The sequence below is a fragment of the Saccharothrix sp. BKS2 genome (genome assembly GCF_047689505.1).
Classification (GTDB): Bacteria; Actinomycetota; Actinomycetes; order Mycobacteriales; family Pseudonocardiaceae; genus Actinosynnema; species Actinosynnema lopnurensis.
This window is the reverse complement of sequence record NZ_JAUQOL010000019.1, coordinates 72,928-97,998: the sequence shown is the minus strand read 5'-3', so window position 1 is coordinate 97,998 and position 25,071 is coordinate 72,928. Positions and strand designations below refer to the sequence as shown.

Here is a 25,071-nt window from a genome sequence, read left to right as displayed (position 1 = left end):
GTGTTTTTCCTTTTGGAGTGGAAAGAGGCGGGGGATGAGACCATTCGGGTGGCGGGATGTTCCGGTTGGCATGGACGCGGGGCGCTGGGTTACTCGTCGGGGTTGCCGTTCGGTACTGGCCGTGGGACATACGGTGGCGAGCTGCGAACGTTTGTTCGAAGCGTTGGAGCTGATTGAGTCGGATCGGCGGGTGCAAATTGTCTTCACCCAGGCCCCCGATGTCTTCGGTAATGGGGTGGAGGAGTTCCTCCGTGCGGCCGAGGGGGTCGTCGTCCCGTGGGAGCAGGCGGTGCGGGAGAGGTTCGACCTCGCCCTCGCGGCGGCGTACGGCTCGATCGACCGCGTGCACGCCCCGCTGGTCGTGATGCCGCACGGCGCCGGGTACGCGAAGGGACACCCCACGTCGGCGGGGAGGCTGTCGGTGTACGGACTGGACGGCCAACGGCTGGTGCGCGACGGCCGGCCCGTCCCGCGGATGGTCGTGCTCTCCCACGACAGCCAACTGGACCTGCTGCGGGAGCAGTGTCCCGAGGTGGTCGAGGTCGCCGAGGTCGTGGGGGACCTCAGCTACGACAGGCTGGTCGTCAGCGCGTCGTCGCGGGAGGCCTACCGGGACGCGCTCGGTGTGGGACCGGCGCAGCAACTCGTCGTCGTCACCTCGACGTGGGGGGCCGGTTCGCTCTTCGGGATGCACCTGGACCTCCTGGAGCGCTTGATGGACGAGCTGCCGCTGTCGCGCTTCCGCGTCGCGGCGCTGGTGCACCCGGCGGTGTGGTTCGGCCACGGTCCGCGCCAGGTCAAGGCGTGGTTGGCGGACTGCGTCGACGCCGGGTTGATGCTGTTCACCCCGGAGCTCGACTGGCGCGCCGCGCTGGTGGCGGCCGATCGGGTGATCGGGGACCACGGGTCGACCACGGCGTACGCGGCCGCGATCGGACGCCCCGTGCTCACGGTCGAGCGACCCGCCGCGCTCGCGCTGGTGCCCGACGCGCCGCAGACCAGGTTGGGCGAGGTGGCCCCCACGTTGCGGCTCGACGTGCCGCTGCCGGAGCAGCTCGACTCGACGGACGCCGATCCCGTGCTGGCCGAGGAGATCCGCGCGAGGTTGACCTCGCGACCGGGCTCGGCAGCCTGTACGTTGCGACGGTCTCTCTACCGGTTGCTGGGGTTGAGCGAACCGGGCGCCCATCGCGCCCTCTCCGCGGCTCCCACTCCTCGGAAGTGGTGTCGATCTTGAGCCTTGAACCCGTCGTCGTGTCGGTGAACGGTGGTCTCGACCTCCGAGCCTGCGCTTGCGCCGATGTGCTGAGCAAGGTGGTGGACGTCGTCGACCAGGGACTCGCCTGGGCGGAGCAGGCGTTCTCGCGGCTGCCCGGCTTGGCGCTGGTGGCGCTGCGCCTGCCGGACAACCGGATCCTGCTCATGTCGGTCGACCGGCAGCTGGGCTTCGTCGAGGACGGGGACGGGGTGATCGAGCGCGCCTACCTGGGGTGGGCGACCGGCGACCGCGCTCACTCCTCGTTCGGCGGCCCGGCGCTGTCCACGCGCTTGCGCAGCAGGTCGGCCTGAGGCGAGCCGAGCGACCGGAACAGGCGTTCCGCCGAGGCGAAGTGGTCCCGGGCCTCGGCGGAACGCCCCGTCCGGTGCGTGACTTCACCCAGCACCTGGTGCGCTTCCGCCTGGCCGTGCACCGAACCGAGGGCCGTCATCGCCTCCAGGGCACGCGTCCCGTGCCGGAGAGCGGCGGGGTGGTCGCCGGCGCGGCAGTGCGCGGAGGCCAGGGCGACGACGGTACGGGCCTGGTTGTACGGGTCGGGTTGTTCGAGCCCGGCGAAGACCTGGACGGCCCGTTCGAGGTGGGGCAGGGCTTCGGCCGCGCGTTCCGCCTCGACCAGGGTCGTTCCCGCGTTGATCAGGCTCAGCCCGAGGGGCCTGCCCCCGCCCAGCTCCTCGTTCGCCCCGACGAGCACGGTGAACTGCTCGAGCGCTTCGTCCACCCGCCCCGTGTCCCGGTACAGGAGGGCGAGCAGCTCGCGGGTGTCGCACATCCCGCGCGGGTCGTCGAGCCGTTCCCAGATGGCGATCGACGACCGCAGGTGGTCCTCGGCCTCCGCGAACCTGCGGGCCGTCGTCGAGACCCGGCCCAGCCGCTTGAGCATGTCCGCCTCCGCGAACGCGTTCCCCCACGCGCGGGCGGCTTCGACGCCCCGGCGGTCGACCTCCAGGCGGTCGCGGTAGTGCTTCTTCAAGAGGAACAGGGGCCAGAGGACGTCGGACAGGTGCCAGGCGAGTTCCGCGAGACCGTTGTCCATCGCGACCCGGCCGGCGGCGACGAGGTTGGTCCTCTCCTCCTCCAGCCACGACAGCGCGCTCGAACGGTCCTGGAAGTCGACGACGTCGAAGGGCGGGACGGAGAACTCGTAAGGCAACCGCCGCCGGTAGGGCGTCAGCACCTCGTCGGCGCGCATCGCAGTCGCCAGGTACCACTCGATGATCCTGCGCAGGGAGGAGATCCGCTCCTCGGCCGTCTCGTCGAGTTCGAGCCGGTGCCGGGCGTGCAGGCGCAGGAGGTCGTGGAACGAGTAGCGGTTCTCGGCGCGCTCCTCCAGGAGGCTGGCCTGCAGGAGCGACTCCACCAGCGTTTCCGACGCGCGGCCGTCCTCCTGGGCCACGGACGAGACGACCCCGAGGCCGAACTCGCCGTGCGGGTGCAGGCTCAGCCGGCGGTACAGCGCCGCGGTGCGCGACTCCAGCATCCGGTACGAGAGGTCGAACGTCGCCCGCACGGACAGCTCCCCGGCGGGGGACAGGCCGGCCAGCCGCGATTGCTCGTCCGCCAGTTCGTCGCGCACGCGGGAGATCGACCAGCGCGAGCGCACCAGCAACCGCGCGGCGGCGACCCGCACGGCAATGGGCAGGCCCCCGCACAGCGCGACGAGGTCCTCGGCGCGCTCACGCTCCTCCGCGACCCTGTCCCGCCCCACGGTGTCGGCGAGCAGGGTGAACGCCGACGCCGGCGCGAGCGGGCCGACCTCGAGGAACCGCGCGCCGTCCCCCATCAGACCGGTGAGCTTGCTGCGGCTGGTGATCACCACCAGGCTCATGGGCGACGAGGGGATGAGCACCCTGGCCTGCGCCGCGGAGAGCGCGTTGTCCAGCATTATCAGCAACGACTTCCGGGCCGTGGTCGAGCGGTAGAGCGCCGTCTGCTCGGCCAGGTGCACGGGCACCCGGTCCGGGGGCGTGCCCAGGGCGCGCAGGAAGGCCCCGACCGCTTCTCCCGGGTCGGTGGGGGCGTCCTGGCTGAACCCGTTGAGGTCCACGAACAGGTGACCGTCGGGGAAGTCCGCCGACACCTCGTTCGCCCAGCGCAGCGACAGGGCCGTCTTGCCCACGCCGCCGGGACCGGTGATCACCACGACGGTCGGCCTCGACGGGTCGGCGCCCCGCCGCATCGCCTCCAGTTCGCGGAGCTCGGCTTCGCGACCGGTGAACCACGCGGGCGGCGCGGGCAGTTGGCGGGGCACGGGCAGCCCGGTCGCCGGTTCGGCCACGTGGACGTGGACGCCGCCCTGGATCGAACCGCTCTGGATGCTGGTGCCCAGGACGCTGCCCGACAGGTCGTTCCGCGTGGTCCCGGATCGCCCGTCGGATGTGCCGATCCCCGCTCCGGTCACGTCCTACCTCCAAGTCGGCCAGAATGCAGGACGTCCGTACGGTATAGCGGGCGTTCGGGTGCCGCGCGTTCTTCCCGGCACCGCACGTCAAGCACCGCCGGTGTGGAAGCCGCCCGGGCTGCGGAGCCGGGTGTTCGCCGCGACCAGCATGGTGCGGATGGTCCCGAAAGCGAGTTTGTGCCTCGTGCTCAAGGCGCGGATGCTGGCTCCTGCCTCGTACTCCCGCTTGAGCCGCAGGCTGCCCCTGAGCCGCAGGGGGTCGTCCTCCCTGCGGTACTTGAGCGCCTCGCCCAGCGGCACGTCCTCCGCGTCCTCGTGCGCCGCGAGGTCGTCGACCTCCGGGGCGACCGGAGGGTCGGCCTCGGCCGAGACCTGCTCGGGAGCCACCCCGCAGAACAGGAGGAGCGCTTCGACGACGTAGGGCCGTGACGGGTCCTCCGGCGGTCGGACCTCGCGGGCGACGTCCTCCAGCACGTCGAGCGGCGGCACGTCGTACAGCGCGGCGAGGCGGAGCAGGCGGGGCAGCGCGGGGCGCCACGTCGCGTTCTCGTAGAGCCGCAGGGTCTCGGGGGGAACGCCGATCGACCTCGCCGCCTGTTCGAGCGAGTAGCCGCTCCGCTCCCTGAGGTGGGCCAGGTGCTTGCCGAACGCGGGCCGATAGGCGACCAGTCGGTCGACCGACGTGGGAGGTGTCGCGGTGGACGACGATAATTCCTCGTCGTTTGGCATAGCTGAACCCGTCCCCCCGTCTCGCCGGCGCTGCTCTGAGTGAGGTGCCTCCTGTGTGCTCGACCCTCCATGGTGACGCCCGATGGTGATGTCGGGCAAGCTGCTCATGGCGTTACGACGTCCTCTGTGAACTGGATCAACCATCGGACTGGCAAACCGACCCGAACGCGTGTTCCGACTTGTGCCCGGGGGCTTCCTCCCGGCGGGTGTTCGATCCCATTGGCCGGCGGCGGATCCGCGGGTTCGCTGTTGTCGATCAAGTCGGTGCTGATCGGTTCCGGGTCGATCGTGCTCTTCTTCCCCGATCACTCGAAGCTCTTCGGGGGATATTGCCACAACTGTGGGATGTCACCGCATCGGGGCATCCCTTGATTTTGAGTGGGAGATGTCGGTGCAGGTCGTGCGGGAGAAGAGAAACTCCTTCACGTTACTTGCGCATGCTGAGTAGCAATGTTGTTCTTGCGCAACAGTTCTGGCATCCCCCGGACGAGGAGATCGGTTATTTCGGGGGACCGAAACATTCCGTAAGCGCAACCGCCGATGTGCGGATAGTGGGTTCGTATGCGTTGAGTACGCCGGTAGGAGGATCGGGTGACCCCGTAATGGGGTGTGTGACCCCATTGGTCGGCCCGGTGCGACGGCGCTCCTCTCGTCGGGGTGACGTGGAATTCGCACGTGGTTCGGGGGGTGTCGTTGTGCGGCGCGCGGCCGTCATGAGAATTCGCCCCGATTGTGAACAGTTCTCGAAAGGGGTGTGCGGTGATGAACCGGGCGGCATGCCCCCGCAATTCGCGGAGTTGCCGTCAGCGCCGGGTCCCGCGCGGTCCGGGCACCCCGCCGAAAACCGCGACCGGGGTCGGGGCGCCGATTCCCGGCGGGGGTCGACCCGTTGCCTGGCGGCAACGCGCGTGGGGCAGGAGGCGCGGGAGGTGGGGTCAGTTGTCGGCGACGGCGAAATCGGCCACCTGTGGCAGGTCGTGGCCGAGGCGGTCGCGTTTTGCGGTGAGGTAGCCGATGTTGTGCGGGTTCGGGGGCATCAGCAGCGGGACGCGGGAGGTGACCCGGACGCCGTGTGCCTCCAGCGCCTCCAGCTTGTCCGGGTTGTTGGACATCAGCCGGACCGAGTGGATGCCCAGGTGCCGCAGGATCAGCGCGGCCGGGGTGTAGTCGCGGACGTCCACCGGCAGGCCCAGGCTGGTGGCCGAGTCCAGGGTGTCGAGCCCCTGCTCGTCCTGGAGCACGTGGGTGCGGACCTTGGCCACCAGGCCGATGCCCCGGCCCTCGTGGCCGCGCAGGTAGACGAGCACGCCGCCGCCCTCGGTGACGATCCGGTCCAGTGCGGCGTCGAGCTGGTCGCCGCACTCGCAGCGCATGGCGCCGAAGATGTCGCCGGTCATGCACTCGGAGTGCACGCGCACCAGGACGTCCTCCGCCGACGGTCCTCCGTGGACCAGGGCCAGGTGCTCGTGGCCCGCGATCCGGAACGCCACCGCGCGGAACGTGCCGCGCCGCGTCACCAGTTCCGACTCGGCCACGTCCTCGTCGTCGAACAGTCGCTCGCGCATCCGGCTCCTCCGCTCCGCGAAACCGGCCGATCGTGATTACGCTCGGTCGGCACAACTGGCACCGTAACCCGCTCGCGCAGTGGAGGTCACCCTGTTCAGCATTACCGTACGTGATCACTTCATGGTCGCCCACAGCTTCCGCGGCGAGGTGTTCGGCCCGGCACAACGCCTGCACGGGGCAACGTTCGTGGTGGACGCGAGGTTCAAGAGGACCGACCTGGACCCGGACGGCATCGTCGTCGACATCGGACTGGCGACCCGGCGGCTGCGCGCCGTGCTCGACGGGCTCAACTACCGCAACCTGGACGACGAGCCCGCGTTCGCCGGGGTCAACACCTCCACCGAGTTCCTGGCCGGGCACATCGCGGACCGGCTGGTCGACGACGTGCGCGCCGGGGAGCTGGGCGCGCACGCGGGCGGGTTGACCGGGATCGAGGTGACCCTGCGCGAGTCGCACGTGGCCTGGGCGTCCTGCGAACGGTCCCTGTGACGGTTCCGAACGGGATGGTTCCGGTGACGGCCCCGAGCGGGACGGTTCCGAGCGGGAGAGGCCCGAGCGGGAAAGGCCCGAGCGGGATGGTCTCGTCCGGGACGGTCCACTTCGTCCTGCCGGAGCCGACCGCCCCCAGCGGCGGCCACGAGTTCGACCGCCGGGTCGCGGGCCTGCTCGGGTTGCGGGAGGTCCGCGTCGGCGGTCGGTGGCCGCTGGACGGGGACCTCCGGGGGCTCGCGCGGGCGCTGGCCGACGTGCCGGACGGGCACGTGGCGCTGCTGGACGGCCTGGTGGCGTGCGCCGCGCCCGAGGTGCTCCGGCCGCACACCGGGCGGGTGCGGGTGGTGGTGCTGGTGCACCTGCCGCTGGCCGACGAGGTGGGGCTGCCCGCGCGGGTCGCGGCGGAGCTGGACGCGCGGGAGCGCGAGTGCCTGCGCTCGGCGGACGCGGTCGTGGCCACCAGCCCGGCGGCGGCCGCGCGGATCGCCGCGCACCACGGCCTGCGCGGGGTCCACGTCGTCGTGCCGGGGGTCGACCCCGCGCCGCCCGCCGTCGGCACCGACGGTTCGTCGCGGCTGCTGTGCGTGGCCTCGCTGACCCCGCGCAAGGGCCACGACGTGCTGCTCGCCGCCCTGCGCGGGGTCGACGCGCCGTGGACCTGCGCGTTCGTCGGTCCCGGCGAGCCGCCGGCCGGGCTCGACGACCGGGTGGAGGTCACCGGCCCGCTCACCGGGGCCGCCCTCGCCGACCGGTACGCGCGGGCGGACCTGTTCGTGCTCGCCTCCCGCGCCGAGACCTACGGCATGGTCGTCACCGAGGCGCTGTCGCGCGGCCTGCCGGTGATCGCCAGCGCGGTGCCGGACGCGCTCGGCGGCGGCGGGCTGCTGCTGCCGCCCGGTGACGTGGGCGCGTTCACGCGCGCGTTGCGGCGCTGGTTCGCGGACGACCGGTGGCGCGCCGACCTGCGCGCCCTGGCGCGGGCGCGGCGGGCCGAACTGTCCACATGGGACTCGACGGCGCGGGACCTGGCCGTGGTGCTGGCTAACCTGCGCCCATGAGCGCCTTCTCCCCGGACTGGTTGGCCCTGCGCGAGCCGGCCGACGCGGACGCCCGCGCGGTCGACCTGGTCGACCGGCTCAAGATCCATCTGAACCGGCCGCCCCTCGTGGTGCGTGATCTCGGGTGTGGAACGGGATCACTGGGGCGGTGGCTCAGCGGGCGGCTGCCCGGACCGCAGCACTGGGTGCTGCACGACCGGGACCCCCGGCTGCTCGACCTGGCGCGGGCGACGGTGACCGGGCCGGGCGTGACCGCCGGGACGCGGGAGGGCGACCTCACCGCGCTGACCGCCGCCGACCTGGCCGGCACCTCGCTGGTGACCGCCTCGGCGCTGCTCGACCTGCTGACGGAGGAGCAGGTGCGGGGACTGGCGGCGGCGTGCGCCGGGCGGCCGGTGCTGTTCACGCTGTCGGTGGTCGGGCGGGTGGCGTTCGCGGCGGCCGAGCCGCTGGACGCGGTGTTCCGGGACGCGTTCAACGCGCACCAGCGGCGGGGCGGGCTGCTCGGGCCGGACGCGGTGGGTGTGGCGCGGGAGGCGTTCGCGGGGCTGGGGATGGCGGTCGCCACGAGCCCGAGCCCGTGGCGGTTGGGGCCGGAGCGCCGGGAGCTGGCGCTGGAGTGGTTGCGCGGCTGGGTGGGCGCGGCGGTGGAGCAGGAGCCGGAGCTGGCCCGGGAGGTGCCCGCCTACCTGCGGCGGAAGGCCGACGACCCGCGCGTGGTGGTGCACCACGAGGACCTGTTGGCGGTGCCGGGGTGAGGCGCTGGTGGTCGCGGGGACTGGCTGCGGTGAGGCGCGGGTGGCCGCAGGTGCTCGCCGCGGTGAAGCGCGCCTGGCCCTGGCTCCGGCTGCTGTCGGCGGTCGGCGTGCTCGCCGCGCTGGGGCTGCGGCTCGGCGCCGACGCGTTCCTGGACGGGCTGCGCGCCGTGGACGCCTGGTCCGCCGCCGCCGCGCTGGGCATCGGCGGGGTGACCACGGTGTGCTGCGCCTGGCGGTGGTGCGTGGTGGCCCGCCGCCTCGGGTTGTCGCTGCGGTTGCGGGCCGCGGTGTCCGACTACTACCGCGGCCTGCTGCTCAACGCCGTGCTGCCGGCCGGTGTCCTGGGCGACGTGCACCGGGCGGTCGGGCACGGGCGCCGGGCCGGTGACGTCAAGCGCGGCCTGCGGGCGGTGCTGGTGGAGCGGCTCGCGGGTCAGGCGGTGCTGGCCCTGGCCGGGATCGCGGTCCTGCTGCCGCACGGCGTGCCGGTGGCGGGGGTGCTCGCCGCGGTGGCGGTGTGCCGGTCGCGGGACGTGCGCCGGGTGGTGCTGTCGTCGGCGGTGGCGCTCGCGGGGCACGTCGCCCTGTTCGCGGTCGCGGCCGGGGCGGCGGGCGTGCGGGCCCCACTCGGGCAGCTCGCGGCACTGGCGGTGCTCGCGCTGCTGGTGATGTCCGTGCCGCTCAACGTCGGCGGTTTCGGGCCGCGCGAGGCGTTCCTCGCGGTGGCGTTCGGCACCGCCGGGTTGGGCGCGGCGCAGGGCGTGACGACCGGCGTGGTGTACGGGGTGCTGGCGCTGGTCGCGAGCCTGCCGGGGGTGGTGCCGCTGCTCGGCTCAGAGCACCGCCGGGTACGGGCCGAACGCCTCGACCAGCGCGGCGAGCACGGCCTCGCCCTTGCGCGCCGAGGCCAGCGAGGGCCGGCCCACCACGCCGGAGTCCGTGTACGGCGCGAGGCCCAGCGTCAGCAGGTGCCGCCGGTCCTCGGCGAGGTGGTCGGCCGACTCCCAGCCGGGGCGGACCAGCCCGGGGTGGGTGTGCAGCAGGATCGAGGTCTCCAGCTCGCCCGCGTGCATGTCGCTGGAGGAGGACGTCGCGATCCCGGCGCGCGTCCGCGCCTCCGCCCAGTCCTTGGAGCTCGGGAACAGGGCCATCCCGTCGGCCTCCTGGACCACGTTGGACAGCACGTAGTTGCCGCCGTGCGCGTTGACCAGCACCAGGTTCGGCACCCCTGACCGGCGCAGCGAGTCGGCCACGTCCGTGACGACGGCCTGCAGCGTGCGCGCCGAGACGCTGACCGTGCCGGGCCACGCGGCGTGCTCGTGCGAGCAGGAGATGGCGATCGGCGGGAGCAGTCGCACGGGGTGCGAGGCGGCCACCGCGCGGGCGATCTCCCACGCCACGATCGTGTCGGTGGCCAGCGGCAGGTGCGGGCCGTGCTGCTCGTGGCTGCCGATCGGCAGCACGGCGGCGGTGGCCGCGGCGTCCCGGGCGTCGGTGGTCGTGTCAGGCGGGAACATCACCGGCACCGTAGTCCACCCGGTGGCAGAGGGCGGGCAGCTCGCCGCTCGCCAGCCGCGGCAGCACCCCGGGCAGCTCGTCGAACCGGCTCGCGCCGGTGACCAGGGCGTCGAACACGGGGTCCGCCAGCAGGTCCAGCGCCAGGGCCAGCCGCTCGGCGTGCGTGCGGTCCGGGCGGGCCACGGCGCCGACCTGGCTGCCGACGACGCGCAGCCGCCGCGAGTGGAACGCCTCGCCCAGCGGCACGGCCGGCCGCCGGTCGCCGTACCAGCTCAGCTCGACCACGCGGCCGCCCGGCGCGAGCAGCTCCAGCGACCGGGTCAGGCCCTCCCCGGTGGCGCTGGCGTGCACGACCAGGTCGCACGAGCCCAGCGCGTCCCCCGGGGAGGCGAAGTCGACGCCCAGCGCCGCGGCCAGGGAGGCGCGCGCCGGGTCGGCGTCCACCAGTTGCAGCCGCACGCCGGGGAACCGGGCCAGCAGCGCCGCCGCGCTCCCGCCGACCATGCCGCCGCCGACCACCGCGATCCGGTCGCCGACCAGCGGCACGGCGTCCCACAGGGCGTTCACCGCCGTCTCCACCGTGCCCGCCAGCACCGCGCGGGCCGCGGGCACCGCGTCGGGCACGGGCGTCACCGCGTCGGCGGGCACCACGTAGTGCGTCTGGTGCGGGTACAGGCAGAACACCGTGCGCCCGGGGGAAGGGCCCCGCTCGACCACGCCGACGTTGAGGTAGCCGTACTTCACCGGCCACGGGAACGCGCCCTCCTGGAACGGCGCCCGCATCACCGCGTGCTGGCTCTCCGGCACGCCACCGCGCAGCACCAGGGCCTCGGTGCCCCGGCTGATCCCCGAGTGCAGGGTCCGCACCAGCACCTCGCCGGGTCCCGGCTCGGGCAGTTCGGCCTCCCTGATCTCGCATTTTCCGGCGGAGGTGAACCACAGGGCCCTCGCCGTGCGTGTCATCTGTTGTACCTCCGGAAACGGTGACGAGGGGCGTGATGACGACACTCCAGCACAGCGCGGCGCCGACCGCGCGCGAGCCGGGCCGGTGGGAACCGGGCCAACGGGAGCCGGCCCGGTCGGAGCCGGCCCGGCGGGAACCGGTCCGGTGGGCGGTCCGGTCGGAACCGGTCCTGTGGGTGGGCGCGCAGGTCCTGCTGCTCCAGCTGCTGGAGGTCGCGGTCGGCCTCGGGCCGCCGGGGTGGTTCGCCGGCGTGGCCCACGCGATGGCGACCTCGGCGCTGCTGGGCGGCGCGGTGCGGCGGACCGGGCACCGGCTGGGCCCGGCCGACCGGGTCACCCTGGCGCGGGGGCTGCTCGTCGGCGGGGTGGCCGCGCTGGTGGCGGCCCGGTCGGGGGAGACGGCGCCGCTGGTCGCGCTGGCCTCGGTGGCGCTGGCGCTGGACTTCGTGGACGGCCGGGTCGCCCGGCGCACCGGCACCGCCTCGCCGCTGGGCGCGCGGTTCGACATGGAGGTCGACGCCTTCCTGATCCTGGTGCTGAGCGTGCACGCGGCGTGGCAGCTCGGGCCCTGGGTGCTGGTGATCGGGGTGATGCGGTACGCGTTCGTGGCGGCGTCGTGGCCCTGGGGTTGGCTGCGCGGTGACCTGCCGCCCAGCCGGGCGCGCAAGGTGGTCGCCGCCGTGCAGGGGGTGGTGCTCGTGGTCGCGGTGTCGGGGCTCGTGCCGTTCGCGGGGGCGCTGGTCGGGGGCGCGCTGGCCGCGCTGGTCTGGTCGTTCGGGCGGGACACCGCCCGGCTGTTCGGGAGGAGAGGGCTGTGTCCGTCCAGGTGAGCACGTCGCGGCGGGCCGCGGTGTGGGTGCTCCAGGTCGCGTTGGGCGCGTACTTCGCCTACAGCGGGCTGCTGCTGTTCGGCGACGGGTTCGCGGGCAAGTTCGACCGGATCGGCCTCGGGCAGGGCCTGCGGTACGCCACCGGGGTGCTGGAGATCGCCGGCGGGGTGGGGTTGCTGGTGCCCGCGCTGGCCGCGTTCGCCGCGCTCGGGCTGGCGGCGGTGATGGCCGGCGCCGTGGTGACCGAGCTGGTCCTCCTGCTGGACCCGGCGGCCGCGGTGCTGCCGGCGCTGCTGCTCGCGCTGGTGTCGGCGGTGGCGCTGTTCCGCTGGGACGCCGTGCGGTCGGCGGCTCAGCGTTTCGGGAAGTAGCGGAGCACGGCGACGTCGCCGAGCCTGGACACGTCTTCGAGGTGGAATCGGTGGGCTGGTCCGCCGGGGAACGCGGTGGGGTCGACGAAGCGCGGCGCGTCGGCCTGGCCGACCAGCAGGGGCGCGACGGCGACCCGGAGCTCGTCGGCGAGGCCGGCGGCGAGGAACGCGGTGTGCACGCGGGTGCCGCCCTCGACCATGAGGCGCCGCACGCCGCGGGCCCCGAGGTCGTCGAGGAGCGCGCCCAGGTCGACGCCCGCGCCGGAACCCAGCGGGACGGGACCCAGCGGGACGGGACCCAGCGGGACGGGACCCAGCGGGACGGGACCCAGCGGGACGGGACCCAGCGGGGCGGGGCCCAGCGGGACGACCTCGACGCCGGGCAGGCCCGCCACGGCGGCGGCGCCGGAACCGGCGGTGTAGACGAGCTTCCCGCCGCCGCAGTGCCAGAACGCGCGGTCGGGGTCGAGCTCGCCGGTGCGGCTGACGGTGACCTTCAGCGGGTGCTCGGGTCGCCCGGCGGCGACGCGCGCGGCCCGGCGGCCGGCGTCGTTGACGAGCAGGCGGGGGTTGTCCCGGCGGACGGTGCCCGCGCCGACCAGGACGGCGTCGGACTCGGCGCGCATCCGGTCGACGTGGTCGAAGTCCTCGGCGTTGGACAGCGGGAACCGGGCCTCGCCCCGGTCGTCGATGTGGCCGTCCACGCTGACCGCGACGCTGAGCAGGACGTGGGGGCGGATCACCACGCCACGGTAACCCGATCGGGCGGCGCCCGGGTGGTGGCGCGGGTCCGGACCGCGCTGTCGGCGCTGGTGGTGCTGTTCGCCCTGCTGCTGCCCGCCGACTTCGACGAGCTGACGCCGTCGGCGTTCCTGCGGGTGCCGGTGGAGGCGCCGGCGGCCGTGGTGCTGCTGCTCGTGCTGCCCGCGCGCCGGCGGCGGCCGGTCGCGGCGGTCGGCGGCGCGCTGCTCGGCCTGCTGCTGGTGGTGAAGTTCCTGGACATCGGGTTCGACGCGGTGCTGTACCGGCCGTTCGACCTGGTGCTGGACTGGCCGCTGCTCACGCCCGCGGTGGACTACGTCGACGTGACGGCGGGCCGGGCGGCCGCGATCGGCGCGGTGGCCCTGGCGGCGGTGGCGGTGGTCGCGGTGCTGGTGCTGGTGACGCGGTCGGTGCTGCGGCTGGGCGGCGCGGTGGGCGCGCACCGGGGCGCGGCGGTGCGCGCGGTGGCGGTGGCGGCGGTGTGCGCGATGAGCCTGCCGGTGGCCTCGCACGGCACCTCCGAGCTGGTGGGGGACCACGCGCGGGCGGTGCGGGCCGGGCTGCACGACCGGACGGCGTTCGCGGCGGAGTCGGCGGTGGACGCGTTCGGGGACGTGCCGGGTGATCGGCTGCTGACCTCGTTGCGCGGCAAGGACGTCCTGGTGGTGTTCGTGGAGAGCTACGGGCGCGGCGCGGTGGAGGACGCGGGGGTCGCCGCGGCGCTGGCGGACGGCACGCGGCGGCTGGCCGGGCGCGGCTACGCCTCCCGCAGCGCCTTCCTCACCTCGCCCACGGCCGGCGGGGGCAGCTGGCTCGCCCAGGCCACGCTGCTGTCCGGGCTGTGGGTCGACAACCAGCAGCGGTACCGCACGCTGGTGGCCAGTGACCGGCTGACCCTCGGCGGCGCGTTCCGGCGGGCCGGGTGGCGGTCGGTGGGCGTCATGCCGGGCATCACGCAGACGTGGCCGGAGGGGCTGTTCTTCGACTACGACCGGATCTACGCGGCCGCCGACCTCGGGTACCGGGGCCCGCGCTTCGGCTACGCGACCATGCCCGACCAGTACGTGCTGGCCGAGCTGGAGCGCGCGGAGCGGGGCCCGCGCGACGAGCCGGTGATGGCCGTGGTCACGCTGCTGTCGAGCCACGCGCCGTGGACGCCGCTGCCGGAGGCGCTGCCGTGGGACGGGGTGGGCGACGGCTCGGTGTTCGGGGGGATGCGCGCGGGCGCGGTGCCGCCGGAGACCATCTTCGGCCGGGACCCGGTGGAGGTGCGCGCCGACTACGGGCGGTCCGTCGAGTACTCCGTCGACACGATCGTCTCGTACCTGGAGACCTACGGCGACGACGACCTCGTGGTGGTGCTGCTCGGCGACCACCAGCCCGCGCAGGTCGTCACCGGCGAGGGGGCGGGCCGGGACGTGCCGGTCACGGTCGTCAGCCGGGACCGGTCGGTGCTCGCCCGCACCGACCCGTGGGGCTGGACCGACGGGCTGACACCGGCGGCCGGGGCGCCCGTGCGGCCCATGAGCGCCTTCCGCGACCAGTTCCTGGGGACCTTCGGCTGATCCCGGTACTTCTCCACCGACCGCCTCACCTATCCGTTACCGATGCTCTACGGTCGGTCGCACAGGCATCGGCACCAGGGGGTACATGCCATGGGAACGACCCGACGAGTGGTGACGGCGGTGACCGCCACCGCGATCCTGCTCGGCGCCACGACCGCACCGGCGACGGCGACCGGGGACGGCGTCGGCGGCCGGCTCGCGGAGCAGGTCCGCCGGGCCGTGGTCGCGCAGGACTTCCGGGACGTGCTGGACCTGACGCCGCCCGAGCTGTTCGCCGCGTCGCGGGCGGGCGCGCCGGAGAAGTACGACTCCGTGCCCGCCGGGCGGGCGGGCGGGCTGGGTGCCGCCGAGGCCCGGCCGCTGCACCAGACGCCCAACCTGGACATCGCGGTCATCCGGCTGGACCCGTTCGGCAGGCCCACCGCGGTGGCCGACGTGCTGCTCAGCCCGCAGTACCCGCGGGGCGTGAGCGTGCCGGTGCACCGGGGGCGGCTGGCCACCGACCAGGTCCGCTACCGCTGGTGGGACGACACGGAGTGGGACGTCAACGGCGGGCGCGGCACGCGTGACGTGCTGCCCGGCCGGGAGGACGCGCCGATCGACTTCTCCTCGCCCTACCCCGCGTCGGTGCTGAAGCTGATGGTGGGCTTCGGCGTCCTGCGGCTGGCCGACGCCGGGCGCGTCGACCTCGACGGGACCTACGCCTACGAGCCGACCGAGCCCAACGCGGCGTGCGGCGGCGCGCAGGGCAAGCCCGTCCGGCAGTTCTTCGACGAGATGATCACCCGGTCGCAGAACGAGTCGACCTGCGCGCTGATCAAGCTGGTCCACGACCTGGGCGCGTGGGACGAGGTCAACCGGACCTTCGCCGAGCTGGGGATGCCGACCCTGATGGTGACCGGCACCAACCCGGCCACCGGCGGCCGGTGGATCGGCTCGAACATGAGCGCCCTCGACACCGCGAAGCTGCTGCTGCTGGTCAACGGCGGCCACGGCACGCTGTGGACGACCGACGCGGGCCGCGCGATCACCCGGGACGAGCTCAGCGCGTCCTCGCGCGCGTTCTTCCGGCGCACCCTGGGCGACCAGGGCCACAACGAGATGCTGTCCACCACCAACTGGTGCGGCCGCGCCTACCCGGTCCAGGGCATCCCGCAGGTCACGCCGCCGCGGTGGGTCCAGCCCGACGGCACGGTGCGCGTCGGCGACGCCGTCTACGACCGGGACGTGCGCCCGTGCGACGAGGCCGCCGAGGTCACCTACGCCCACAAGAACGGCTGGGTCGACACCACCGGCAGCGACGCGGGCATCGTCAAGTCCCTGCCCGGCGAGGTGCGGCGCGACTACGTCGTGGTCGTGTTCTCCAACCTGGGCACCGACTACGTCGACGCCCACCGGCCCGCCGACCCGCCCGGCGTGTTCCCCGTGCTGTACACGGAGAAGTACGCCAAGCTCGGCCGGGCCGTCGACCGGATCATGAAGGACCTGCGGTGACCCACCGCGCGGACGCGGGCCCCGCCGGCCTTCCGGCGGCGGCCCGCGTCCGTGCGGTGGAACTTCGTTGCCGACCCGGGCCGGGCGCGCTGCACTGGTGGACGTGAACCCGCGACCGGAGTCCGCCGGCGGCTTCCCCGAGTGGCCGCCGGGTCTGCGCGCGGTGGAGGTGCGGTGGCTGGACCGGGTCCGCCGGGTGTTCGAGTCCCACGGGTTCGGCCCGGTCGCGACCTCCTCGCTGGAGCCGCCGGAGGAGGAGCCGGGGGAGGCGTTGGCGGTCGGGGACGGCGACCTGGCCCTGTGCGCCGACCTGACCGCGTCGTTCGCCCGCTGGGCCGCCGACCACCGGGACGAGCTGGACCTGCCCTTCCGGGGCCGGCAGGCGCAGCGGGTGTGGCGCGGGTCGCGGGAGGACGGCGTCCGCGAGTCCACCTGGTGCGCCCTCGGCGTGGTGGACGCCGCCCCGCTGTCGCCGCGCCTCGACGCCGAGCTGCCGCGCGTCGCGCACGAGGCGCTGTCCGGCCTGGACCTGCCCGCCTGGACGCTCGGCGTCGGCAACCGCCGGGTCCTGGCGGGCTTCTGCGAGGGGCTGGGCGTGGACGAGCCGCTGCTCGTGCTGCGCGCGGTCGCGCGGCTGGACGAGCTGGGGGCCGACCGGGTGGCGCAGGAACTGCGGTGGGCCCTGACCACCGAGCAGGTCTACGGGGTGCTCCAGCTGGCGGAGCAGCGGGACGTGGCGGCGGTGCGGCGGCTCGGGGTGGAGTCCGACCTGCTCGACCGGGGCCTGGACGAGGTGGAGGCCGTGCTCGCCGAGCTGACCGACCTGCCGGAGGTGGTGCCGGACTTCTCGGTTGTCGGCCCGGACCACTGCGCGGGCACGGTCTACGGCGGGCGGGTCGCCCCGGGCGCCGGGTCGGCCGGTCCGTGGTCCGGCGGGGTCTGCTCGGGCGGGCGGTACGCGGGTCGCGCGGGCCTGTCCGGTGTCGGCCTGGCCGTCGACCTGGGGCGGCTGTTCGCCGCGGCGGTGGACGCCGGGCTGGTGGCGCGGGGGCCGGGCACGCCCACCGAGGTGCTGGTGGTGCCGCGCGCGGGGCGGTACGGGGAGGCGGCGGCGACCGCGGCCGCGTTGCGGCGCGGTGGCCTCAACGTCGAGATCCACCACGCCGGGGTCCACCACACCGGGGTCCACCACGCCGGGGTCCAACACCGGGAGGACGACCCCGCCGCGGCGGTGCGCCGGGCCGGCCGCCTCGGCATCCCGTTCGCGTGGTTCCCGCCCGCGGTCGACGGCGAGGCCCACGAGGTGCTGGACCTGGGCTCGGGCGAGCGGGTCCGCGCCGACCCGGCCGCCTGGTCCCCGCGGCGGTAGCCCCGCCGCGCCGACCCCGCCGCCTGGTCCCTCGCGGCGGTAACCCCGCCGGGTCGGGCGGGCGGCCGCGCCGCCGCCCGCCCGACCCGGCGTCCCGTCACCCGTGGCCCGTCACCGGCGGTCGAGCCGGTTCGGGATGCGGGCCAGCCGGTAGACCCGCCAGAAGTACTGGTCGGCCGCGTGCTGGTCGCCCGCGAAGTTGACCGCCTCCACGATGCGCCGTGCCCGGATGCGGAACGCGAGCGCCCACGTGATGTCCAGGCCCTCCGGCCGGGTGCTCCAGCCGCGGTGCAGGTCGATGACCCAGTCGCCGTCCGGGGCCAAGGCGAGGGGCTCCGCGCGGAAGCCCGCCCGCCCCAGCTCGGCGAAGAACGCCAGCACCTCCTCGACCCCGACCTTGGTGCCCGCCAGCGGGTGGTGGCCGGGGATGGTCCACCGGATGTCGTTGGCGAAGAACCGGCGCAGCCGGTCGAGGTCGCCCGACGCGTACGCCTCGTAGTAGTCCTTGATCAGCTTGACGTTCGGGTGCTCCGGCGGGGCCGGGGTGGCGGCGGCGCTGCCCGCGCCGAGCAGCGAGCCCGCCGCCACGCCCACCGCGGTCATCCCGACGCCGCGCAGGACATCGGCCCGGGACACGCCTGTGGGGTTTTCCGTCGTCATGCTCACTCCTGGTTGAGGGGTCGCGGATCCGTCGGGGGTGGGGGATCCGTCGGCACCTCGAACCTAAGATCGCCGAGCGTGACCAGTCCAATACCTTCGGCGATTACACATCCGCATGAGTATCGGGCATGAGATACAAAACGCCCATCGGCGGCAGGGTGAGGGCCGCCGAGGCGGGCTGCCCGTGGTACGGCGTCCACTCGGCGACGACCGTGCCGAGGTTGCCCACCCCTGACCCCCCGTAGTCGACGCCGTCGGTGTTGAGCACCTCGCGCCAGGCGCCCGCGCGCGGCAGCCCGACGCGGTAGTCCCGCCGGGGTTCGTCGGCGAGGTTCACCGCGCACGCCACCACGTCGTGCTCGCCGCGGCGCAGGAACGCGAGCACCAGGTCGTCCCCGTGCACCCACTCGAACCCGTCCGGCGAGGTGTCCAGCTCGTGCAGCGCGGGCGTGGCCCGGTAGGTCGCGTTGAGGTCCGCCACGAGCCGCCGCACGCCCGCGTGGACCGGGGAGTCGAGCAGGTGCCAGTCCAGCCCGAACTCCGACCACTCGTCGCGCTGCCCGAACTCGCCGCCCATGAACAGCAGCTGCTTGCCGGGGTGCGCCCACGTGTAGGCCAGCAGCGACCGCAGGCCCGCGGCCTTGGCCCGGTCGTCGCCGGGCATCCGCCGCCACAGCGAGCCCTTGCCGTGCACCACCTCGTCGTGCGACAGGGGCAGCACGAAGTTCTCGCTCCACGCGTAGCTCAGCGAGAACGCCACCTCGCCCTGCCGCGCCGCCCGCCGCTCCGGCTCCAGGCCGAAGAACCGCAGGCCGTCGTGCATCCAGCCCATGTTCCACTTGAACCCGAAGCCGAGCCCGTCGTGGTCGGTGCGCCGGGTCACGCCGGGCCAGGTCGTGGACTCCTCGGCGATCACCACCGCGCCGGGGTGGCGCCGGTACACCGTGGCGTTGAGCTCCTGGAGGAACCGCACCGCCTCCAGGTTCTCCCGGCCGCCGCGGACGTTGGGCTCCCACTCCCCGTCCGGCCGCGAGTAGTCCAGGTACAGCATCGACGCCACCGCGTCCACGCGCAGGCCGTCGACGTGGAACTCCTCCAGCCAGTACAGCGCGTTGGCCACCAGGAAGTTGCGCACCTGCGGCCGGCCGAAGTCGAACACGAACGTCCCCCAGTCGGGGTGCTCGCCGCGCCTCGGGTCCGGGTGCTCGTAGAGCGGGGTGCCGTCGAACCGGGCCAGCGCCCAGTCGTCGCGCGGGAAGTGGGCGGGGACCCAGTCCACGATGACGCCGATGCCACGTTGGTGGAGGGTGTCGACGAAGTGCCGGAAGTCGTCCGGCGAGCCGAACCGCGAGGTCGGGGCGTAGTAGGACGTCACCTGGTAGCCCCAGGACCCGCCGAACGGGTGCTCGGCGACCGGCAGCAGCTCCACGTGCGTGAACCCCTGCTCCACGACGTAGTCGGCCAGCTCGACGGCCAGCTCCCGGTAACCCAGGCCTGGACGCCACGACCCCAGGTGCACCTCGTAGGTGGACACGGGCGCGCGCGACCAGTCGGTGGCCTCCCGCGCCGCCAGCCACGCCGCGTCACCCCACTCGTGCGTCGAGGAGTGCACCACGGAGACGGGCGGCCGGGCCGCGAACGCCAGCGGGTCGGCCTTGTCCCGCCACACCCCGTCCGCGCCCAGCACCCGGAACCGGTACTCCGCGCCCGCGGCCACGCCAGGCGCGAACAGCTCCCACACCCCGCCGCCGAGCCGCCGCATCGGCAGGTCCAGCACCCGCACGCCGAGCGCGTTCGGCGCCCACACCGCGAACGCCGTGCCCGCCACGCCGCCCAGCTCGCGGGGGTGCGCGCCGAGCACGTCCCACAGCCGCTCGTGGCGGCCCTCCCCGATCAGGTGCAGGTCCAGCTCGCCCACGGTCGGCAGCCACCGGTACGGGTCGTCCACCCGCTCCACCCGGTCGCCGCGGACCACTTCGAACCGGTAGTCGGCCAACCGCACCGGCACCACGCCGGAGAACAGCCCGCCGCGCAGCTCCACCAGCTCGAACCGCTCGTCGCCGGTCACCACGGCCACCGCGTCCGCGCCCGGTTGCCACGCCCGCACCACCGCGCCCGCGGGCCGGGGGTGCGCGCCCAGCACCAGGTGCGGGTTGGCGTGCGTGCCGGCCAGCAGCCGGTCCACCGCGCCGGAGTCCGGCGCGCCCACGTCCACGAGGGACAGCTCAACGGTCATCGAGGTCCTCCTCCCCGAGCAGCCGCCGCACCGCGCGCAGCGGGATGTCGACCCAGTCGGGCCGGTTGCGCGTCTCGTACACCGCCTCGTAGACGGCCTTCTCCAGCTCGAACGCGGTCAGCAGCCGCCCGGCGGGGTCGACCCCGGCCGCCTCGGCGTACCCGGCGGTGAACGCCTCCCGGTTGTGCGCGGTCCACCGCCGGGCCCGCCGGCGCAGCTCCGGCGTGGGGTGGAACAGCCGGAGCTGGTGCTGCGCGGCGTAGTCCAGCGACCGCAGCACCCCGGCCACGTCGCGCAGCGGCGAGCGCGGCTCGGTGCGCTCCGCGATCGGCGCGGCGGGCTCGCCCTCGAAGTCGATCAGCAGCCAGGTGGCCGGGGTGCGCAGCACCTGCCCCAGGTGCAGGTCGCCGTGCACGCGCTGGACCGGCACCCGCTCGCGCAGCGCCCCGACCCCGGCGAACGCCGCCCGCAGCCGGTCGGCGTACGGCGCCAGGCCCGGCACCGCGACCAGCGCCGGTTCCAGGTGGGCCAGCATGTCGTCGGCCACCGACCGCGGGTCCGCGGTGCCCGTGCCCAGCTCGCGGGCCAGGTCCGCGTGCACGGCGGCCACCGCGCCGCCCAGCCGGCGCGCCTCGGCGGCGAAGTCGGCGCCCGCCGCGTCCGGGTCCGCGTCGGTGTCCGCGAACAGGTCCCGCACGCTGGTCATGGCCATCGCCCAGCCCTCGGCGGCGTTGGCCGCGAACGCCTGGAGCATCCCGAACGTGGCGGGCTCGCCGCCCACCTCGCCCTCGATCGAGCCGAGCAGCGGCGCGATGTGCCGCGACCGGGCCCGGCGCAGCGCGCGGTGAGCCTCCAGGTCCGGGTTCAGCCCGGCCGCGACCCGCCGGTACAGCTTGAGGATGTACCGGTCGCCGTAGACGATCGAGGTGTTGGACTGCTCGGCCCCGATCGGCCGCCCCACCAGGCCGCGCTTGCTCGCCCCGGCGAAGGACGGCTCGGGCGTGAACCCGACGCCGCCGCGCCCCGCGCGCTGCCCGATCAGCCGCAGCAGCACCGCGTTCAGCTCGGCGTCGCCGGTCGCGTCGTACACCACGCACCCGTCGAACCCGGCCAGCACGGCGGGTGCGAGCCGGTCCGGCAGCGCGGTGCGCACCCCGATCGGCACCTGGTACCGCTCGGCGTCGCCGCCGTCGGCGAACCGGACCGCCACCACGGCCAGCAGGCCCAGCGGCCCGCCGGACGCGCGCTGGTCGACCAGTTCCACCAGCTGCTCGACCTCGACGCCGGCGACCGGCCTGCCCTTCCCGCCGAACCAGCGCTGCCACGGCAGCCAGGCGGCCAGGGCGCGTTCCAGCCGGGGCCGCAGCGCGGTCCCCTCGGGGCGGCTCATCGGTGGTCTCCCATGCGGTGGACGGCGAACCAGTAGAAACCGTGACCGGGCAGGGTGAGCCGGTACGGGTCGGCCCCGATCGGCGCGAACACCACGCCGCCGGTCAGCTCCACGGGCAGGCTGCCCGCGAACTCGGCCAGGTCGAACTCGGCCTGCTGCGGGAACCGCGACAGGTTGTTCACGCACAGCACCAGGTCGTCGCCGTGCGCCCGCAGGTACGCCAGCACGCTCGGGTTCGCGCAGGTCAGCTCGGTGAACGTGCCCAGCCCGAACGCCGGGTGGGCGCGCCGCACGGCCAGCGCCCGCCGCGTCCAGTGCAGCAGCGACGAGGTGGTGCTCAGCTGCGCCTCGACGTTCACGCCCTGGTAGCCGTAGACCGCGTCGGCGATGGTCGGCAGGTACAGCCGGCCCGGGTCGGCGTGGGAGAACCCCGCGTTGCGGTCCGGCGTCCACTGCATCGGCGTGCGCACGCCGTCGCGGTCGCCGAGCCAGATGTTGTCGCCCATGCCGATCTCGTCGCCGTAGTACAGCACCGGCGAGCCAGGCAGCGACAGCAGCAGCGCGGTGAACAGCTCCTGCTGGTCGCGGTCGTTCTCCAGCAGCGGCGCCAGCCGGCGCCGGATGCCGATGTTCGCCTTCATCCGCGGGTCTTTCGCGTACTCCGCGTACATGTAGTCGCGCTCTTCGTCGGTGACCATCTCGAGGGTGAGCTCGTCGTGGTTGCGCAGGAAGATGCCCCACTGCGCGCCCGCCGGGATCTCCGGGGTCTGGGCCAGGATCTCCGAGATCGGGATGCGGGACTCGCGCCGCACCGCCATGAAGATGCGCGGCATCAGCGGGAAGTGGAACGCCATGTGGCACTCGTCGCCACCCACCTCGGGGTCGCCGAAGTAGGCCACCACGTCGGCGGGCCACTGGTTCGCCTCGGCCAGCAGCACCCGGCCCGGGTACTCGTCGTCGACGACCTTGCGGCACAGCCTCAGGAACTCGTGCGTCCGGGGCAGGTTCTCCCCGTTCGTGCCCTCCTCCTCGAACAGGTACGGCACCGCGTCCAGCCGGAACCCGTCGATGCCCAGGTCCAGCCAGAACCGCAGGACGTCGAGCATCGCCTCCTGCACGGCCGGGTTCTCGTAGTTCAGGTCCGGCTGGTGGGAGAAGAACCGGTGCCAGTAGAACTGGCCGCGCACCGGGTCGTAGGTCCAGTTCGAGGTCTCCGTGTCGACGAAGATGACGCGGGCCTCGGCGTACTTCCGGTCGTCGTCGTTCCAGACGTAGAAGTCGCCGTGGGGCCCGTCCGGGTCGGCGCGCGAAGCCTGGAACCACGGGTGGGCGTCGCTGGTGTGGTTCATGACCAGGTCGGTGATCACCCGGATGCCCCGCCGGTGCGCCTCGTCCAGCAGGTGCACGAAGTCCTCGACCGTGCCGAACTCCGGCAGCACCGCCCGGAAGTCGGAGATGTCGTAACCGCCGTCGCGCAGCGGCGAGGCGTAGAACGGCGGCAACCACAGGCAGTCCACGCCGAGCCACTGGAGGTAGTCCAGCTTGGCGGCGAGACCGCGCAGGTCGCCCGTGCCGTCGTCGTCGGCGTCGTTGAAGGCGCGGACCAGCACCTCGTAGAACACCGCGCGCTTGTACCAGTCCCGGTCCACCGGCAGCGGCTGGGCCTTCTTCACGCTTCCCCCACGGACACGATGTGCGCGACCGCGAAGTCCGGGTCGAGCTTGACGTAGTTGGCGGCACCCCAGTCGAAGGTCTCCCCGGTCACCTCGTCGCGGCCCCGGAACCGGGCGCCCTCGGGCAGCCCGAGCGCGGGCAGGTCGAGCGTCACGGTGCCCTCCTGCGGTCGGTCCGGGTCCAGGGTGACCACGCAGACCACCGCGCGGCCGGTGGCCGGGTCGGTCTTGGAGTAGGCGACCAGCCGGTCGTTGTCGGTGGCGTGGAACCGCAGCGTGCGCAGCCGGTGCAGCGCCGGGTGGGCCCGCCGGATCTCGTTGAGCCTGGTCAGCCACGGTGCGAGGGTGTCGCCCGCGTAGTCGCGCGGCCGCAGCTGGTACTTCTCCGAGTCGAGGTACTCCTCGCTGCCCGGCGCCGCGGCCTCGTGCTCGAACAGCTCGTAGCCCGAGTACACGCCCCACGACGGGGACAGGGTCGCCGCCAGCGCCGCCCGCAGCGCGAACATGCCGCGCCCGCCGTGCTGCAACGACCCGTGCAGGATGTCCGGGGTGTTGACGAACAGGTTGGGCGTGCCCTCGTCGGCGTGCTCGACCAGGCCGCGGCCGAACTCCTCCAGCTCCTCCTTGGCGGTGCGCCAGGTGAAGTAGGTGTAGTGCTGGGTGAAGCCGATGCGGGACAGCCCGTGCAGGCGCGCGGGCCGGGTGAACGACTCGGACAGGAACAGCACGTCCGGGTCGCCCTCCTTGACCTCCCAGATCAGCCGGTGCCAGAAGTCCGGCGGCTTGGTGTGCGGGTTGTCCACCCGGAAGATCCGCACCCCCTGGGCGATCCAGTGCCGCACCACCCGCAGCACCTCGCGGTACAGGCCCTCCGGCTCGTTGTCGAAGTTGAGCGGGTAGATGTCCTCGTACCGCTTGGGCGGGTTCTCCGCGTACGCGATCGAGCCGTCCGGGCGCGTGGTGAACCACTCCGGGTGCTCGACCACCCACGGGTGGTCCGGCGCGCACTGGAGCGCCAGGTCCAGCGCCACCTCCAGGCCGTGGTCGTGCGCCCGGGACACGAAGCGCCGGAAGTCCTCCACCGTGCCCAGCGCCGGGTGCACCGCGTCGTGCCCGCCGTCCCGCGAGCCGATCGCCCACGGCGAGCCCACGTCACCGGGGCCGGCGGTGGTGCTGTTGTTGCGGCCCTTGCGGTTCACCTCGCCGATCGGGTGGATCGGCGGCAGGTACAGCACGTCGAAACCCATGTCCGCGACGCGCTTGAGCTCCGCCTCCGCGGTGGCGAACGTGCCGTGCACCGGCTCGCCGTCCGCGCCCACGCCGCCCGTGGAGCGGGGGAACAGCTCGTACCAGGCGGAGAACCGGGCCCGGGGCCGGTCCACCCACACGGGGTGCGGCGTGCCCCTGGTCACCAGCTCCCGCACCGGGTGCCGGCGCATGACCTGGTCCACCGCGTCCGACAGCGCCTGCTCCACCCGCCGCGCCAACCCGTGCTCCCGCTCCCGCAGGGTCGCCGCGGCCAGGCGCAGCAGCGGCCGCTCGGCGCGGCGGCGCAGGCGGCGGGCGGCGCGCTCCAGCAGCCGCGCCCCCGCCTCCAGGTCGTTGGCCAGCAGTTCGGCGTCCTGCCCGGCGGCCAGCTTCGCCGTCACCGCCCGCCGCCACGTCGTCCACGGGTCGCTCCAGGCGTCCACCCGGAACGTCCAGCGGCCCTCGCGGTCCGGGACCACGGTGGCGTGCCACCGGTCCAGCCCCTCCTCCGCCGGCACCATCCGGACCTCGCCGCGCGCACCGCCCGGACCCCGCCACACCACCGTCGCGGCCACCGCGTCGTGGCCCTCCCGCCACACCGTGGCCACCACCGGCACGTGCTCGCCGACCACGGCCTTGGCCGGGTGGCGGCCCGAGCTGACCTCGGGGGTGACGTCGTCGACCACCAACCGCCCGCTGCTCACCTCAGCCC

22 protein-coding genes and 1 pseudogene are annotated in these 25,071 nt (G+C 74.2%); 11 read left to right on the top strand and 12 right to left on the bottom strand.

The window, feature by feature from the left end; translation table 11 throughout:
- The first annotated feature begins 235 nt into the window (after positions 1–235).
- Together Q5530_RS33015 and Q5530_RS33010 are read left to right on the top strand one after the other, a co-directional pair.
- Entirely contained in the window at positions 236–1,237 is a 1,002-nt protein-coding gene (locus tag Q5530_RS33015) for a hypothetical protein (RefSeq protein ID WP_415366720.1), read from the top strand.
- Complete coding sequence (locus Q5530_RS33010; RefSeq protein ID WP_415366719.1) at positions 1,234–1,569, top strand: hypothetical protein; 336 nt, start codon at positions 1,234–1,236, stop codon at positions 1,567–1,569. Before Q5530_RS33015 ends, Q5530_RS33010 begins: the two co-directional genes overlap by 4 nt.
- On the opposite strand, the gene Q5530_RS33005 is transcribed toward Q5530_RS33010, so the two are convergent.
- From Q5530_RS33005 to Q5530_RS32995, 3 genes are all read right to left on the bottom strand, one after another.
- Positions 1,512–3,677: an ATP-binding protein gene (locus Q5530_RS33005; RefSeq protein ID WP_415366718.1), complete on the bottom strand. Its 2,166-nt coding sequence runs from the start codon at positions 3,675–3,677 to the stop codon at positions 1,512–1,514. The genes Q5530_RS33010 and Q5530_RS33005 overlap by 58 nt on opposite strands.
- 87 nt (positions 3,678–3,764) lie before the next feature.
- Entirely contained in the window at positions 3,765–4,406 is a 642-nt protein-coding gene (locus tag Q5530_RS33000) for a helix-turn-helix domain-containing protein (RefSeq protein WP_415366717.1), read from the bottom strand.
- Positions 4,407–5,341: 935 nt separating this feature from the next.
- Positions 5,342–5,971, bottom strand: coding sequence for a GTP cyclohydrolase II (locus Q5530_RS32995; RefSeq protein WP_415366716.1), 630 nt, complete (start codon positions 5,969–5,971; stop codon positions 5,342–5,344).
- Positions 5,972–6,062: 91 nt separating this feature from the next.
- Here Q5530_RS32995 and Q5530_RS32990 point away from each other — a divergent pair, with 91 nt between their 5' ends.
- The 4 genes and pseudogenes from Q5530_RS32990 to Q5530_RS32975 all read left to right on the top strand — a co-directional run.
- A complete protein-coding gene (locus Q5530_RS32990) occupies positions 6,063–6,461 on the top strand; it encodes a 6-pyruvoyl trahydropterin synthase family protein (protein WP_415366740.1) in 399 nt (132 codons plus the stop codon).
- A gap of 86 nt (positions 6,462–6,547) precedes the next feature.
- A complete protein-coding gene (locus Q5530_RS32985) occupies positions 6,548–7,522 on the top strand; it encodes a glycosyltransferase family 4 protein (protein WP_415366715.1) in 975 nt (324 codons plus the stop codon).
- On the top strand, positions 7,519–8,280 hold the full coding sequence (locus Q5530_RS32980) for a class I SAM-dependent methyltransferase (RefSeq protein WP_415366713.1): 762 nt from the start codon (positions 7,519–7,521) through the stop codon (positions 8,278–8,280). The genes Q5530_RS32985 and Q5530_RS32980 overlap by 4 nt, the downstream gene beginning before the upstream one ends.
- Positions 8,277–8,717: pseudogene (locus Q5530_RS32975) on the top strand (lysylphosphatidylglycerol synthase domain-containing protein); the annotation flags it as partial. The gene Q5530_RS32980 and the pseudogene Q5530_RS32975, both read left to right, overlap by 4 nt.
- On the opposite strand, the gene Q5530_RS32970 reads toward Q5530_RS32975, so the two are convergent.
- The 3 genes from Q5530_RS32970 to Q5530_RS32960 all read right to left on the bottom strand — a co-directional run bounded on the left by Q5530_RS32970 (position 8,714) and on the right by Q5530_RS32960 (position 10,761).
- The gene (locus Q5530_RS32970) at positions 8,714–8,965 is read right to left on the bottom strand and encodes a hypothetical protein (protein WP_415366741.1); all 252 of its coding nucleotides are present in this window, start codon (positions 8,963–8,965) and stop codon (positions 8,714–8,716) included. The pseudogene Q5530_RS32975 and the gene Q5530_RS32970 sit on opposite strands and share 4 nt — an antisense overlap.
- A gap of 148 nt (positions 8,966–9,113) precedes the next feature.
- Positions 9,114–9,797 (bottom strand): creatininase family protein, encoded by a 684-nt coding sequence (locus Q5530_RS32965; protein WP_415366712.1) that lies wholly within the window; start codon positions 9,795–9,797, stop codon positions 9,114–9,116.
- Positions 9,784–10,761, bottom strand: a complete 978-nt coding sequence (locus Q5530_RS32960) for a zinc-dependent alcohol dehydrogenase (protein ID WP_380641201.1) — start codon at positions 10,759–10,761, stop codon at positions 9,784–9,786. The genes Q5530_RS32965 and Q5530_RS32960 overlap by 14 nt, the downstream gene beginning before the upstream one ends.
- Before the next feature lie 35 nt (positions 10,762–10,796).
- On the opposite strand from Q5530_RS32960, the gene Q5530_RS32955 reads away from it, so the two are divergent.
- Positions 10,797–11,591: a CDP-alcohol phosphatidyltransferase family protein gene (locus Q5530_RS32955; protein ID WP_415366711.1), complete on the top strand. Its 795-nt coding sequence runs from the start codon at positions 10,797–10,799 to the stop codon at positions 11,589–11,591.
- Positions 11,576–11,962, top strand: coding sequence for a DoxX family protein (locus tag Q5530_RS32950; protein WP_380641205.1), 387 nt, complete (start codon positions 11,576–11,578; stop codon positions 11,960–11,962). Before Q5530_RS32955 ends, Q5530_RS32950 begins: the two co-directional genes overlap by 16 nt.
- Here Q5530_RS32950 and Q5530_RS32945 read toward each other — a convergent pair.
- Positions 11,944–12,705, bottom strand: a complete 762-nt coding sequence (locus tag Q5530_RS32945; protein WP_415366710.1) for a RibD family protein — start codon at positions 12,703–12,705, stop codon at positions 11,944–11,946. The two genes, Q5530_RS32950 and Q5530_RS32945, sit on opposite strands and share 19 nt — an antisense overlap.
- Positions 12,706–12,741: 36 nt before the next feature.
- Between Q5530_RS32945 and Q5530_RS32940 the strand changes: the two genes are divergently transcribed.
- From Q5530_RS32940 to Q5530_RS32930, 3 genes are all read left to right on the top strand, one after another.
- A complete protein-coding gene (locus tag Q5530_RS32940; protein ID WP_415366709.1) occupies positions 12,742–14,289 on the top strand; it encodes a sulfatase-like hydrolase/transferase in 1,548 nt (515 codons plus the stop codon).
- Positions 14,290–14,409: 120 nt separating this feature from the next.
- On the top strand, positions 14,410–15,783 hold the full coding sequence (locus Q5530_RS32935) for a serine hydrolase (RefSeq protein WP_415366708.1): 1,374 nt from the start codon (positions 14,410–14,412) through the stop codon (positions 15,781–15,783).
- A gap of 103 nt (positions 15,784–15,886) precedes the next feature.
- Complete coding sequence (locus Q5530_RS32930; protein WP_415366707.1) at positions 15,887–17,152, top strand: ATP phosphoribosyltransferase regulatory subunit; 1,266 nt, start codon at positions 15,887–15,889, stop codon at positions 17,150–17,152.
- Positions 17,153–17,263: 111 nt separating this feature from the next.
- On the opposite strand, the gene Q5530_RS32925 is transcribed toward Q5530_RS32930, so the two are convergent.
- The 5 genes from Q5530_RS32925 to Q5530_RS32905 form a co-directional block, all read right to left on the bottom strand.
- Positions 17,264–17,812 carry a nuclear transport factor 2 family protein gene (locus tag Q5530_RS32925; RefSeq protein ID WP_380641217.1) on the bottom strand — a complete coding sequence of 183 codons (549 nt, stop codon included), beginning with the start codon at positions 17,810–17,812 and terminating at the stop codon, positions 17,264–17,266.
- A 103-nt stretch (positions 17,813–17,915) separates the two neighbouring features.
- Positions 17,916–20,048: a 1,4-alpha-glucan branching protein GlgB gene (gene glgB / locus Q5530_RS32920; RefSeq protein WP_415366706.1), complete on the bottom strand. Its 2,133-nt coding sequence runs from the start codon at positions 20,046–20,048 to the stop codon at positions 17,916–17,918.
- The gene (locus Q5530_RS32915; RefSeq protein ID WP_415366705.1) at positions 20,038–21,438 is read right to left on the bottom strand and encodes a maltokinase N-terminal cap-like domain-containing protein; all 1,401 of its coding nucleotides are present in this window, start codon (positions 21,436–21,438) and stop codon (positions 20,038–20,040) included. Before Q5530_RS32915 ends, glgB begins: the two co-directional genes overlap by 11 nt.
- Positions 21,435–23,111 (bottom strand): maltose alpha-D-glucosyltransferase, encoded by a 1,677-nt coding sequence (treS, locus tag Q5530_RS32910; protein WP_415366704.1) that lies wholly within the window; start codon positions 23,109–23,111, stop codon positions 21,435–21,437. Before treS ends, Q5530_RS32915 begins: the two co-directional genes overlap by 4 nt.
- A complete protein-coding gene (locus Q5530_RS32905) occupies positions 23,108–25,063 on the bottom strand; it encodes a maltotransferase domain-containing protein (protein WP_415366703.1) in 1,956 nt (651 codons plus the stop codon). Before Q5530_RS32905 ends, treS begins: the two co-directional genes overlap by 4 nt.
- Between the last annotated feature and the right edge of the window lie 8 nt (positions 25,064–25,071).

Bases quoted from the DNA above. Each gene is read 5' to 3' on its own strand.
- Q5530_RS33000 (WP_415366717.1), bottom strand. From the start codon at position 4,406: ATGCCAAACGACGAGGAATTATCGTCGTCCACCGCGACACCTCCCACG.
- Q5530_RS32925 (WP_380641217.1), bottom strand. From the start codon at position 17,812: ATGACGACGGAAAACCCCACAGGCGTGTCCCGGGCCGATGTCCTGCGC.
- glgB (WP_415366706.1), bottom strand. From the start codon at position 20,048: ATGACCGTTGAGCTGTCCCTCGTGGACGTGGGCGCGCCGGACTCCGGC.
- Q5530_RS32965 (WP_415366712.1), bottom strand. From the start codon at position 9,797: ATGTTCCCGCCTGACACGACCACCGACGCCCGGGACGCCGCGGCCACC.
- Q5530_RS32980 (WP_415366713.1), top strand. From the start codon at position 7,519: ATGAGCGCCTTCTCCCCGGACTGGTTGGCCCTGCGCGAGCCGGCCGAC.
- Q5530_RS32955 (WP_415366711.1), top strand. From the start codon at position 10,797: ATGACGACACTCCAGCACAGCGCGGCGCCGACCGCGCGCGAGCCGGGC.
- Q5530_RS32995 (WP_415366716.1), bottom strand. From the start codon at position 5,971: ATGCGCGAGCGACTGTTCGACGACGAGGACGTGGCCGAGTCGGAACTG.
- Q5530_RS32985 (WP_415366715.1), top strand. From the start codon at position 6,548: ATGGTCTCGTCCGGGACGGTCCACTTCGTCCTGCCGGAGCCGACCGCC.
- Q5530_RS32915 (WP_415366705.1), bottom strand. From the start codon at position 21,438: ATGAGCCGCCCCGAGGGGACCGCGCTGCGGCCCCGGCTGGAACGCGCC.
- Q5530_RS32960 (WP_380641201.1), bottom strand. From the start codon at position 10,761: ATGACACGCACGGCGAGGGCCCTGTGGTTCACCTCCGCCGGAAAATGC.